This window comes from Bradyrhizobium sp. S3.7.6, assembly GCF_054061875.1.
In genome coordinates, this window is the sequence record NZ_JBSSEQ010000001.1 from 3,025,422 (window position 1) to 3,037,326 (window position 11,905).

The window sequence follows — 11,905 nt, forward strand, 5'->3', positions numbered from 1 at the left end:
CGGGGTGTCCCGAAGGTCATCCAACAAGATATTGAAAATAAAGAATAAATTGTCTGAAGAATCGCCGCTGGCCGCGCGGTCGGACGGTCATCAAGCTGTACTTGCGCGCGGGAGCCCGGCGTTTCCGACGGCCCTGATCCCGACGACATCGGGATGCGGATCGGTATACTGCCACCGGAATCGACGCGGCAGCGGCTGGGCCCGTGCCGCGCGGAACAAGGATCAGACGATGGACGATACGATTGGCTTTCCCGACCCTGGCCTCGACCTGTCTGACGGCTTCAAGCCCCACACCTCGCATTGGGGCGTGTTTTCCGCGCGTCAAAGCGAAGCCGGACTCGAGGTCAGGGCCTATGCGGGCGACCCCGATCCGAACGGCATCATCGGCAATTTTCCCGGTGCGCTGCGTCATCAGGCGCGCATCGCCCAGCCGGCGATCCGCCGCGGCTGGCTCGAGCGCGGACCCGGCCCGGACGATCGCCGCGGCCGCGATGAGTTCGTCTCCGTCAGCTGGGAGATGGCGCTCGATCTGCTCGGCGACGAGCTCGGCCGCATCCGCGACACGCGCGGGCCGGGCGCTGTGTTCGGCGGCTCCTACGGCTGGTCGAGCGCGGGCCGCTTCCATCATGCCCAGAGCCAGGTGCATCGCTTCCTCAACATCGCGATGGGCGGCTATGTGCGCTCGGTGAATACCTATTCCTCGGGCGCGTCCTCGGTGCTGCTGCCGCAGATCCTTGCGGGCTACGAGGACATCACCAAGCGCAACGTCACCTGGGAGCAGATTGCTGAGAACACCGACATCGTGCTGGCGTTCGGCGGCATGGCGCTGAAGAACTCCATGGTGGCCGGCGGCTCGATCAGCAAGCATGTCGAGCGCGGCGCCATGGAAGCCGCGCGCCGGCGCGGCTGCGCGTTCATCCTAGTCAGCCCGCTGCGCGACGATCTTCCCGTCGAGGCCGGCGCCGAATGGATGACGTGCCTGCCCGGCACCGACACCGCCCTGATGCTCGGCATCGTCCACACACTTGTGAGCGAAGGCCTGCACGACCAGGCCTTCCTCGATCGCTACACCGAAGGCTGGCCCGTGTTCCTGCGCTATCTCAATGGCGAGAGCGACGGGCAGGCCAAGCATGCCGAATGGGCCGCCGCAATTTGCGGCGTCGATGCGGACGCGATCCGAGAGCTCGCGCGCCGCGCCGCCGGAAAGCGTGCGCTGATCACCGTTTCGCATTCGCTCCAGCGCGCCGAGCATGGCGAGCAGCCGGTATGGATGGGCATGGTGCTCGCAGCAGCACTCGGCCAGATCGGCCTGCCTGGTGGCGGCTATGCTTATTCGCTCGGCGCGATCGGCTATTACGGCCGCCGCGTCAACGACGTGCCGGGACCGACGCTGGGGCAGGGCCGCAACGGCGTGCGCGATTTCATTCCGGTCGCGCGCATCGCCGACATGTTGCTCAATCCCGGCACGACCTATCGCTACAATGGCGAGACGCGTACCTATCCGGACATCCGCCTCGTCTACTGGGCCGGCGGCAATCCCTTCCATCACCATCAGGACATCAACCGCTTGCGCAAGGCTTTTGCGCAGCTCGATACGTTCGTCGTGCACGAGCTCGCCTGGACCGCGACGGCGCGGCACGCGGACATCGTGCTGCCCTCGACCATGACGCTGGAGCGCGAGGACATCGGCTATTCGACCAACGATCCCCTGATGGTCGCGATGCACCAGATCGCCGAGCCCTTCGGCCTTGCGCGTGACGATTACGACATCTTTGCCGATCTCGCCGAGCGCCTGGGTGCGCGCGAACCTTTCACCGAAGGGCGCACGTCGCGGCAGTGGCTCGAACATCTGTACGAGCCGACTCGCGCCTCGCTTCAAGCGCGTGGCCTCGAGGCGCCTGATTTCGACAAATTCTGGCGGCGCGGCAGCCTGGTCGTGCCGCAACAGCCCGACGACGGCGGCCGGCTGCGCAGCTTTCGCGAGGATCCGGCCAATCATCCGCTGCCGACGCCGAGCGGGCGCATCGAGATCTATTCAGCCAAGATCGCTGCGCACGGCGATGCCGATTGCCCCGGCCATCCGGTCTGGCTCGACAAGACCGACATGCCGAAACCCGGCGCGCCGTGCTTCCTCGTCGCCAACCAGCCGGTGACGCGCCTGCACAGCCAGCTCGACTTCGGCGGCCATTCGCTGGGCGCGAAGCATCGCGGCCGCGAGGTCGCGCGCATGAATCCACGCGATGCCGATGCACGCGGAATCAAGGACGGCGACATCATCCGCCTGTTCAACGAGCGCGGCGCGTGTCTTGCCGCCGTCCATGTCACCGACGGCATCGCAGCCGGCGTGGTGCAATTGCCGACCGGCGCGTGGTACGACCCGATGGACCCCGAGGACGAAGCGCCGCTCTGCGTTCACGGCAATCCCAACGTGCTCACCCGCGACATCGGCACCTCGTCCTTCGCGCAGGGCTGCACCGGCCAGCTCACGACGGTCGAGGTGGAGAAGTTCACCGGCAATCTGCCGCCGATCCGCGCGTTCGATCCGGTGTAGGCGCGTCGCCGGGACTGCTGCGCCGTAGTGCGAAGGCGCCGGATTACGCTGCGCTCCATCCGGTCTACGCGAAATGCACTCGCAACGACGACGTGGAGGGAGTGTGAGTCATACTGCGCTCTCGTGCCCGTGCCGTAGCGCGTCCAGGACACGAGAGACACAAAAGAAAGGGGGCCGCCCTGTGTGGGCGCAGGGACGGCCCCGAGTGGCTCGCAGACCCGGGAGGAAAAGGGCTCGAGCCGGCGCGAGTGGCAGGGCACTCACGCCAAAGAAATCGCAAACCGGTCGAAGTGCAGATGGCGTGATGCCAAGTGCCTTGATCTCAAGTCGCTTGATTCCAAGTCCCTCGATTCCAGTTCCCTCGATCCCAATTCGCCTGCCGCCGCACGAACTACGCGGCTGCGCCGACCATCCAGTCCATGTCCGCGGCAGGGCGCCGCCGCGAAAGCGCCTCCGTAGCAGGCAGCACGGCCCTGCTGGCCAGACGCCAGCGTGCCGGTGACTCGCCGCTGATGCGCTTGAACACGGTCGAAAAATGCGCCTGGGTGCTGAAGCCGACGGCAAGCGCGATCTCCGCCAGCGGCCGCTCGGTCGTCGTGAGCAAGGTCTTCGCATGCTCGACGCGATGATTGAGCAGATATTCGCGCGGACGGTAGCCGGTCGCGGCGCGGAACTGTGCCGCGAAATGCATCCTCGAGAGGCCTGCGACATTGGCGAGCTCTGACAGGCTGATGCAGCGATCAAAGTGATCGGCGATATATTGCTCGACGCGGCGTAGCCGCCATTTCGGCAAGGCATTGACTTTTGAGCGTGGCAGCTCGAGCCGGGTCAGATGCATCGCAAGGGTCTCGCCGATGCAGCGCGCGAACTGCTGGTCCGCGGTATCGCCATGCTCGGTCAGTGCCTTGGCGAGCTCGGCTGCGAGCGGGTCGCGCAGCAGGACGAGGTCGTTGAGGCCCTCGGTCGCCGGCCGCGCCGCCGAAAAATGATCGGTGGAGATGTGGAAGTGCAGGAAAGCGCAGGGCGACTGGAATTGCACGCCGAGAAGCTTCGATGGCGCACTGACGTACAGCGTGCCCGCGGGCATGGTGCCGTCGAAGATGATCTGACGGTCCCGCGTCAGCTTTACCCGAGCGGTCTTCAGCGCGATGGCGACGAAATAGCGGTCCGCCGGCGTCGTCGCTTCGTGCGACGAGATGGCCCGAGAATCCTCCCATCGCGAAATCGTGATATCCGCGTTCAGGCCGCGGTCGATGTTGCGCCATCCGTTTTCCTGCGCGATTGCTCGCATCCCGTGCGAAGCCTCGCGATCACACCGGCTGGCGGGAAATTCGATCCAGGCATGCGCTGCTTGCAAGTCATTGAACATCGCTCGTCCTCTCCTGGCCTCGTCGCCGCTTGCAGCGATCGGCCAACTCTCAGTGCTTTCCACGATCAGAGGATAGGCGTGAGCCAGGCAAGAAGCCCGTTAGTGATGATTAGGAGGTGTTAGATTTTGTGCGAGCGCATGAAGTGTGACAGCCCGCCGCAGGACGTTTGATTTTGTCCAGCATTTCAATTATTTGCGCAGATCGGTGCGGTGTGAGGACATTGCAGAACATCGCGTGGCGATCGATGTGCCGGTATGAGGCCGGCACGGTGCCTTGCTGGACCGCGCATCGACGGCGAGTATAGTCGCCGCGCATTTGAATGAAATGGCCGTCAAGATGAGTCAGAAGTGACCGAACCCCCGGCAGGACATGGCTCGCCCGGCAATGGCGCCGGGGCGAGCCTTGATTTCGACGCAGTCTCGTTCGGACCGTTTTCGCTGCGGTCGCGGTTGCTCGAGAGGGACGGAGCGCCGGTCAAGCTCGGCAGCCGCGCGATGGACATTCTGCGCCTGCTCCTCAGCCGTGCCGGCGAAGTGGTGCCGAAGAACGAGATTCTGAGCTACGCGTGGTCCGGCCTCGCGGTCGAGGAGATCAGCCTGCGCGTCCATGTCGCGGAGCTGCGCAAGGTGCTTGGCGACGGCAAGGACGGGGCCCGCTACATCACCAACGTCCCGAGCCGCGGCTATTGCTTCGTCGCGCCTGTGCAACGTGGCGAGCGCAACGCCGCTCCGGCACTCGCGCCGCGTGCACCTGAAAGAACGGCGGCGCCGGCGGCCTTGCCACACCGGCTGGACCGGATGATCGGTCGGGACGACGTGCTGCCCGAGTTGTCGGCGCGTCTGCTGAGCGACCGCTTCGTCACGCTGCGAGGACCGGGCGGCATCGGCAAGACCACGGTTGCGACCGCGCTCGCGCATGACATGTGGCAGGCATTCGAGGGCCACGTTCATTTCCTCGAATTCGGCCCACTGAAGGACGCCACGCTGGTCGCGAGCACGGTAGCCGCCGCTCTGGGCCTCGTCGTGCATCACGATGATCCCTCAGGCAGCATCGTCAATTTTCTGCGCGGACGGCGGCTGCTTCTCATCCTCGACAGCTGCGAGCACGTCATCGACGAGGTCGCTCGTTTGGCCGAAAACATCTATCGCGAGGCGCCGGACATCGCGATTCTCGCCACCAGCCGCGAGTCGCTGCTGGTGGAAGGCGAGCAGATCTTCGAGCTCGTTCCGCTGGCCGGCCCGCCGCAAGGGGCGCGCCTCAGCGCCGGCGAAGTGCTGGATTATCCGGCCGCGCAGCTGTTCATCGATCGTGCCGCGGCCGCAGGCCATCGCGGCGATATCACGGACGAGGATGCCGACGTCCTGGCCGAGATCTGCGGCAAGCTCGACGGCATCGCGCTCGCGATCGAGCTCGCCGCCGTGCGCGTCGGCGTCTACGGATTGCGGGAGATGGCCGCGCTGCTCGACTCCAGGCTCAAGCTCGAATGGCGCGGACGGCGAACGGCGCCGCCACGGCAGCAGACGCTCGGCGCGACGCTCGACTGGAGTTTTGGCCTGATCGGCGAGAGCGAGCGGACCGTGCTTCAGCGGCTCGCCATCTTCGCAGGCCCCTTCACGCTCAAGGGGGCGATCGCAGTCGCCGCGGAGGAGGGAACGCCGGGTGATCGTGTCGTCGATGCGCTGGAGCAGCTCGTGGCCAAGTCGCTGGTGTCGGCGCAGCCCGATGGTGCATCGCGACGCTATCGCCTGCTGGATGCCACGCGCGCCTATGCCATGCAGAAGCTGGTCGACGCAGGCGAAGCGGCAGCGATCGCGCGCCGTCACACGGCCTATGTTCAGCGCACGCTCGAAGCCGGCATGGCGGAGCAGGGCGGCGACGACCCGGCTTCGCGCCTGCAGGCGCGCGCGAGCCTGCTCGCAGATGCCCGTGCGGCGTTGGAATGGAGTTTTGCCAACCACGACGGTGCCGCCCTGCGCGTGCCGCTCGCCGGCAGCGCCGCAAGGCTGTTCGTCGAGCTCAACCTGCTGAACGAGGCGCGCATCTGGTCGGGCCGCGCGCTCGCGATGCTCGACGATGCCAACCAGGGCGGCAAATGGGAGCTCGAGCTGCAGTCGACGCTTGGCCACGCCTTCATGTTCACGGAGCGCAACAGCGAGCAGGCCGAGGCCGCACTCCGGCGCGGGCTGGAGATCGCCGAAGCGCTCGACGATCACGCCAATGCGTTCAGGCTGCTGTCGCGGTTGAACATGTTCTATCGCCGCACCGGCGACTACAGGCACCTCGTGCCGACCGCACGCCAGGCCGAGCGCATCGCCCGCCAGATCGGCGATACCGCGGGGATCGCAGGCAGCAAGGCGCTTCTCGGCGTGTCCTATCATCTCGCCGGCGACCAGGCTGAGGCGCTGGCCCATCTCGACGAAGGCGTGCGCGACGACGCCGCGCTGCGCGGGACGGAGCCCGGGCATTTCGCCTATTCGCGCACGCCGCAGATTCCGCTCGCGCGGGTGCTGTGGTTGCGCGGCTTCCCCGACCGCGCACTCGATTGCGTCCGCCCGCTCGTCGGCGCCGCCGCGCCGCGCGACGTGGTGATGCATTGCATTGCGCTGTGCTGGTCATCCTCGGTGTTCGGCTGGGTCGGCGACTGGGCCGCCGTCGAGACGATGACGGGGCGCCTCGCGACCCATGCGAATTTGCACGGACTCGCGCCGTACGAAGCCGTCGCGACCGGCTTTCGCGCGCAGACCATGATCGCCCGCGGCGAGCTGGCCGGCGGTGTCGATCTGCTGCGGAGCGCGCTGCCGCGCCTGCATGCGGATCGCTACGAGCTCTACGCATCCGCGTTCGCCGCGGATCTGTCGCAAGGACTGGCTGCGCTGGGACGGTTGACGGAAGGGCTGCAAGTCCTGCATGAGACGATCGCTCGCGTCGAGCTGGGCGGCGGAGGTTTCGACATGCCCGAGCTCCTGCGCCGGCGTGGCGACCTCGAGGCGCGCACCGGTGATCTCGGTGCCGCCGAAGCGAGCTTCGCCGCATCGCTCGCGCTGGCCGAGCAGCAGGGCGCGCTGTCCTGGCTATTGCGGACGGAGATGTCGCTTGCGGCGCTTCGGCTTCGGCAGGGCATCAAGAATCCGCTCGACGATCTCGCCGCGACCTATGCCCGGTTCTCGGAAGGATTCGAGACGGCCGATTTGAAGGCCGCACGGCTCGTGCTGGACGAGGCATCAGCCTGACAAGGCTCAGTCGAACCGGAAATCCGCGAGATCGATCGACACCATCAGCTCCTCACGCAGCGGCATCAGATCGTCGCCGCGCAGATAGATGCGCCGGCGGGTCGGGAGCTTGAAGCCGTCAACGGTGACGGGATCGGATACGTACTGAGCTGCCGGAAAGTTGCCGGCGATCTCGACCCGGTAATCATGCCGGCGGATCAGCATGTCGGGGCCAAAATAGAAATCCTGCTCGGCGCTGTGGCTTGCGATCACGGTTGGGAACGTCGCCCGCAATCCGCGCCAGACCTCTGCGCCCTCGCGCCAGGGTGCGATCTCCCGGACGTCGAACCCGTCCGCCGCCAGCAGGAACGGCGCAGTCATGTAGGTCCAGAGCGCATAGCCGTTGAAATAGGCGCGATGCAGCGGATCCCAATGCGTGCGCATATCGTGCCGCGCGAACGAGCCGCGCGGATTGTTGCGCTCCGCGACGATGCGGCCGTCCGCGGCCACGATGGCAATCCGCTCCGGGCTGAAGTCGGTGCGCTGGCCGGGCTTGCCGAACGGCTCCACGGAAGCCCGCTCACGATGCAGCTCGATCCGCATCGTGCGCGGCGCCTGGTCCTGATCGACGCCCTTCAATATCCAGAGGTCGCCGCCCGTCACGATCGTGGCGGTGAGTCGCTCGTGGGCATTCCATCGATCGAGCCCGCCATGGGCCTCGATCGCATTCGCCAGCAGCGGAATCATCCGGCCGTTTCCTCTCGCATCGGTGGTGTCGCCCCAATAGAGATACCCCCGTGCGTAGACGATCGCCCGTTAAGCGTTGTTAAGTGCCGTTGGCAGGTCCGGCGCCTAGGCTTCGGCCATGACGCCCAGCACCGCGTCAGCAAAGGCCTTCGGCGCTTCTTGCGGCAGATTGTGGCCGATACCGCCCTTGATGGTCCCGGTGCGAATAGCGCCCGGAGAATTTCTTCGCGTAAGCGGACGGTTCCGGATGCGGTGCCCCGTTGGCGTCACCCTCCATGGTGATCGTAGGCACTGCGATCACGGGCGCCTGCGCCAATTTCGCCTCGTCGTCGGCGTATTTCGCTTCGCCTTCGGCGAGGCCCAGCCGCCAGCGATAATTGTGGATCACGATCGCCACATGGTCCGGATTGTCGAACGCCTTCGCGCTGCGATCGAAGGTGGAATCGTCGAAATGCCATTGGGGCGAAGCGAGCTGCCAGATCAGTTTCGAGAAATCGTGGCGGTACTTGTCGTAGCCCTCGCGGCCGCGCTCGGTGGCGAAATAGAACTGGTACCACCATTGCAGCTCGGCCTTCGGCGGCAGCGGCATCTTGCCGGCCTGCTGGCTGCCGATCAGGTAACCGCTCACCGAGGCCATCGCCTTGACCCGCTCCGGCCAGAGCGCAGCGATGATGTTGGCGGTGCGCGCACCCCAGTCGAAGCCAGCAATCGTCGCCTTGTCGATTCCGAGCGCGTCCATCAGGGCGACGATGTCGGCCGCGATCGCCGCCGGCTGCCCGTTCCGCATCGTCGCGTCGGAGAGGAAGCGCGTGCTGCCGTAGCCGCGCAGGTAAGGCACGATCACGCGACGCCCGGCTGCAGCGAGCAGCGGTGCGACGTCGACGAAGGCGTAGATGTCATAGGGCCAGCCATGCAGCAGGATCACGGGCGGGCCATCCGCGGGACCCGCCTCGGCATAGCCGACATTGAGGAGGCCGGCGTCGATCTGTTTCAGGGACGCGAACGCGGTGTTGGCGCCGGGCTTGACGACGGTGGCGGACTTCGCCGGCTTCGCCGTAGCCGTCGTGCTCAGCGCAAGCTGGGTCGCGGCGAGCGCCATGGCAGCCCTGCCGACGAAACGACGTCGTTCGTGGCTGATGTTGTCGGTCATGCGTGCCTCCTGTGGTCAGTGCATTGTGCAAGTCGCCGTCAGCCCTTGTGCCCGTCCAGACGCGCAAGGAAGTCGCGGACCAGCGTGGCGATCTCGTCGGTCGCCTCGTCGAGCGCGAAATGGCCGGCTTCGAGGATGTGGACCTCCGCATCCGGCACATCGTCGCGATAGGCCGAAGCGCCGGCGACGGCGAAGGACGGATCGTACTTGCCCCAGACCACCAGCGTCGGCGGCCGCGTCTTGCGCAGCCACGCCTGCCACTTCGGATAGGAGGCGACGTTGGTCCGGTAATCCAGGAACAGCGTGGTCTGGATCTCGGCCTCGCCGGGACGCGTCAGGAACGCGTATTCGTCGGTCCAGCTATCGGGGTCGTAACGCTCGGGGTGCGGGCTGGAGCCGAGGTGCCGCTGGCGCGTCGCGGCCAAGGATGTGAAGTTGGCCTTGAGCGCCTCGAGCTCATGCGCCGGATCGGCCCAATATCTGCGACGAGCTTCCCAGAGCGGGCTCAAGCCTTGCTCATGCGAAACGGCATTCTGGATCATGATGGCGCGGACGCGCTCGGGATGCGCCAGCGCCATGCGGAAACCGACCGGACCGCCATAGTCCTGCATGAACAGCACGTAGTTGGTCAGGCCGAGCTTGTTCGTCAGCTCGCCCATCACGCCGGCGATGTTGTCAAAAGTGTAGGTGAAGTCGGACGGCGACGGCGCGCTGCTGTTGCCGAAGCCGGGATAATCAGGCGCGATCAGGTGATATTTGTCGGCGAGCAGCGGCAGCAGGGGTTCCCACATCCGCGACGAGGAGGGAAAGCCGTGCAGCAGCAGCACGGTCGGCGCGTCGGCGGGCCCGGCCTCGCGGTAGAAGATATTGAGACCCCCGATATCGATGGTGTGATAGCTGATCGAGCGTCGGCTCGACCGCAGATCCTGTGCCGAGGCCTGCACGGTGGTGCAGGCGAGGGCGGCCGAGAGGGCGAGGGTGGCTGGAATGTTCATGTCATCGCTCCGATGTGGGCGTGTCGCGTCGAGAGGTGCCGGCGCGTCATGCGCCGGCAACCGCTCTGACGGGATTGACCGGCACGCTGCCACCGTGATCGCTGTTGTGCGCAGCAGCTTCCGCTCGCCGGATCACATTCGTAAGCTCCGGCGTAAAGCTTTCGTCATCGTCCTCGATGTGTCCGGTCAGTGCCAGGGCGGTGCTCATTGATGAGCACCGCTCCGATGCGAGCCTGACTTACGCGGCCGACTTCGCCTTCTTGGCCAGGGCGGCGAGCAGCGTCTGCGCGGCCGGGCCGGAGGAGTGCGGATTCTGTCCCGTGATGAGCTGGCCCGCGCTGACGACGTGTACGCCCCAGTTCGCCGTTTTCGAGAAGACCGCGCCGAGCTTCAACATCTCGTCCTCGACGAGGAACGGAACGACATGGGTCAGGCCCACGTCCTCTTCCTCGCCGTTGGTGAAGCCGGTCACTTCCTTGCCCTCGACCAAAGGCTTGCCATCGGGCGTCTTGACGTGGCGCAGCGCACCGGTCGAGTGACACACCACCGCGATGGTCTTGCCTGCGGCGAGGAACGATTCGATCAGCTTGACCGAGTCCTTGTCTTCGGCGAGGTCCCACATCGGGCCGTGACCGCCGGGATAGAACAGCGTGTCGAAGTCTTCTTGCTTGACGCTGTCGAGGCGCACGGTCTTGTCGAGCTGGGCTTCAGCGGCGGCGTCCGCCTCGAAGCGCAGCGTCAGGTCGGTGCGGAACTCGGGCTCGTTGCTCTTGGGATCGAGTGGCGGCCGGCCGCCCTTGGGCGAAGCCAGCGTGATCTCCGCGCCGGAATCCTTGAACACGTAGTAGGGGGCGGCGAGCTCCTCGAGCCAGAACCCGGTCTTGCGTCCGGTGTTGCCGAGCTGGTCGTGGGAGGTGATAACCATAAGAATCTTCATGACGATCTCCTTGAATGCGTTCGCTGCAATGACGCATTCCCTCGTGGTGGAGGTGCGCCGGCCTCGGTCTCGTCGAGCACGACACTTGTTCGTTGCTCGTGAGCCCAATGTTGCACCCAAGGCCGCGTGTTAGCTCGTTATGTATTGTTAGGCGTTGAGAGCAGTGAACGGTTCCAGCTCTCGCGCGTCGCCACCGCTACTCGAACACGGCGTCGAAGATCTCGACGTCCATCAGCACGGGCTTGGCGACCACGCTTCCATCAGGCCGCAGCGTCTGCACACGCCGCAATGTCGGCACGACGATGCCGCCGAAGCTGTCATGGGCCCAGGAATAATGTGCGACCTTGTTTCCGAACAGATCGTGATCCGTCCGCCGTTGCAGCGCGTTCTCGTCGAAGTAGAAGATCTGCTCGGGCGCGAGCGTGATCAGGTTCGGCGGGAACTGCGCGCGCAGCCGACGCCACGTGTCAGCGTTTTCGCGCCACGGCGGAAGCTCCTCCGTGACGACGTCGGGATGGGCGAGCAGAAATGGGGTGGTCAGATAATTCCAGATCGCAACGCCGCAGAAGAAGACGAGGTGCAATTCGTCCGCGAGCGCAGGAGAGCCGGTCTCGGGAAATGTAGGGCTCGGGTTATCCCAGGTGCGCAGGACCTCACCCTCGAGGCTCTCGATCGTGATCGCGTCGGGTTGAAAGCAGCCGGAGTGTTCACCCCCGGTGATGCCGGTGAAGCGGACCGACTGGGCGCGGGTCGAGCCCTCCGCCGTCACGTCCTTGAATTCGCTGGCATGTCCGGCGCTGGAGAACAACGAGCCGCCGACGGAAAGGTGGAGCGTGAATCGGGTCAAGCTATTCCAGCGGGCCATACCGCCGCTGGCATCAATTACATCGTCAAGAAGCGCCATATCCCGCCATATCCACCGTGAAGTGCCACCACCATGGCGGGG

8 protein-coding genes and 1 pseudogene are annotated in these 11,905 nt (G+C 65.7%); 2 read left to right on the forward strand and 7 right to left on the reverse strand.

Annotated features, from left to right (window positions below; all coding sequences use genetic code 11):
- The first annotated feature begins 229 nt into the window (after positions 1–229).
- Complete coding sequence (locus ACVJ5M_RS14255; protein ID WP_354100177.1) at positions 230–2,551, forward strand: molybdopterin guanine dinucleotide-containing S/N-oxide reductase; 2,322 nt, start codon at positions 230–232, stop codon at positions 2,549–2,551.
- Positions 2,552–2,942: 391 nt separating this feature from the next.
- Here the strand turns inward: ACVJ5M_RS14255 and ACVJ5M_RS14260 are convergent, their stop codons facing one another.
- Positions 2,943–3,920 carry a helix-turn-helix domain-containing protein gene (locus tag ACVJ5M_RS14260; protein ID WP_283017288.1) on the reverse strand — a complete coding sequence of 326 codons (978 nt, stop codon included), beginning with the start codon at positions 3,918–3,920 and terminating at the stop codon, positions 2,943–2,945.
- Between the two features lie 348 nt (positions 3,921–4,268).
- Between ACVJ5M_RS14260 and ACVJ5M_RS14265 the strand changes: the two genes are divergently transcribed.
- On the forward strand, positions 4,269–7,151 hold the full coding sequence (locus ACVJ5M_RS14265) for an ATP-binding protein (protein WP_283017287.1): 2,883 nt from the start codon (positions 4,269–4,271) through the stop codon (positions 7,149–7,151).
- Between the two features lie 6 nt (positions 7,152–7,157).
- On the opposite strand, the gene ACVJ5M_RS14270 is transcribed toward ACVJ5M_RS14265, so the two are convergent.
- The 6 genes and pseudogenes from ACVJ5M_RS14270 to ACVJ5M_RS14295 all read right to left on the reverse strand — a co-directional run bounded on the left by ACVJ5M_RS14270 (position 7,158) and on the right by ACVJ5M_RS14295 (position 11,863).
- Entirely contained in the window at positions 7,158–7,877 is a 720-nt protein-coding gene (locus tag ACVJ5M_RS14270; RefSeq protein ID WP_283017286.1) for a hypothetical protein, read from the reverse strand.
- 105 nt (positions 7,878–7,982) lie between these two features.
- Positions 7,983–9,027, reverse strand: a pseudogene (locus tag ACVJ5M_RS14275) (alpha/beta fold hydrolase).
- Between the two features lie 38 nt (positions 9,028–9,065).
- Positions 9,066–10,022 carry an alpha/beta fold hydrolase gene (locus tag ACVJ5M_RS14280; RefSeq protein WP_283017284.1) on the reverse strand — a complete coding sequence of 319 codons (957 nt, stop codon included), beginning with the start codon at positions 10,020–10,022 and terminating at the stop codon, positions 9,066–9,068.
- 46 nt (positions 10,023–10,068) lie between these two features.
- Complete coding sequence (locus tag ACVJ5M_RS14285) at positions 10,069–10,230, reverse strand: hypothetical protein (RefSeq protein WP_283017283.1); 162 nt, start codon at positions 10,228–10,230, stop codon at positions 10,069–10,071.
- Positions 10,231–10,260: 30 nt separating this feature from the next.
- Positions 10,261–10,959 (reverse strand): type 1 glutamine amidotransferase domain-containing protein, encoded by a 699-nt coding sequence (locus ACVJ5M_RS14290; RefSeq protein ID WP_283017282.1) that lies wholly within the window; start codon positions 10,957–10,959, stop codon positions 10,261–10,263.
- A gap of 196 nt (positions 10,960–11,155) precedes the next feature.
- Positions 11,156–11,863 carry a hypothetical protein gene (locus tag ACVJ5M_RS14295; protein WP_283017281.1) on the reverse strand — a complete coding sequence of 236 codons (708 nt, stop codon included), beginning with the start codon at positions 11,861–11,863 and terminating at the stop codon, positions 11,156–11,158.
- Between the last annotated feature and the right edge of the window lie 42 nt (positions 11,864–11,905).

Excerpts from the sequence above, each read along its gene's own strand:
- ACVJ5M_RS14255 (WP_354100177.1), top strand. The coding sequence starts at position 230 with ATGGACGATACGATTGGCTTTCCCGACCCTGGCCTCGACCTGTCTGAC.
- ACVJ5M_RS14260 (WP_283017288.1), bottom strand. The coding sequence starts at position 3,920 with ATGTTCAATGACTTGCAAGCAGCGCATGCCTGGATCGAATTTCCCGCC.
- ACVJ5M_RS14270 (WP_283017286.1), bottom strand. The coding sequence starts at position 7,877 with ATGATTCCGCTGCTGGCGAATGCGATCGAGGCCCATGGCGGGCTCGAT.
- ACVJ5M_RS14280 (WP_283017284.1), bottom strand. The coding sequence starts at position 10,022 with ATGAACATTCCAGCCACCCTCGCCCTCTCGGCCGCCCTCGCCTGCACC.
- ACVJ5M_RS14285 (WP_283017283.1), bottom strand. The coding sequence starts at position 10,230 with ATGAGCACCGCCCTGGCACTGACCGGACACATCGAGGACGATGACGAA.
- ACVJ5M_RS14290 (WP_283017282.1), bottom strand. The coding sequence starts at position 10,959 with ATGAAGATTCTTATGGTTATCACCTCCCACGACCAGCTCGGCAACACC.
- ACVJ5M_RS14295 (WP_283017281.1), bottom strand. The coding sequence starts at position 11,863 with ATGGCGCTTCTTGACGATGTAATTGATGCCAGCGGCGGTATGGCCCGC.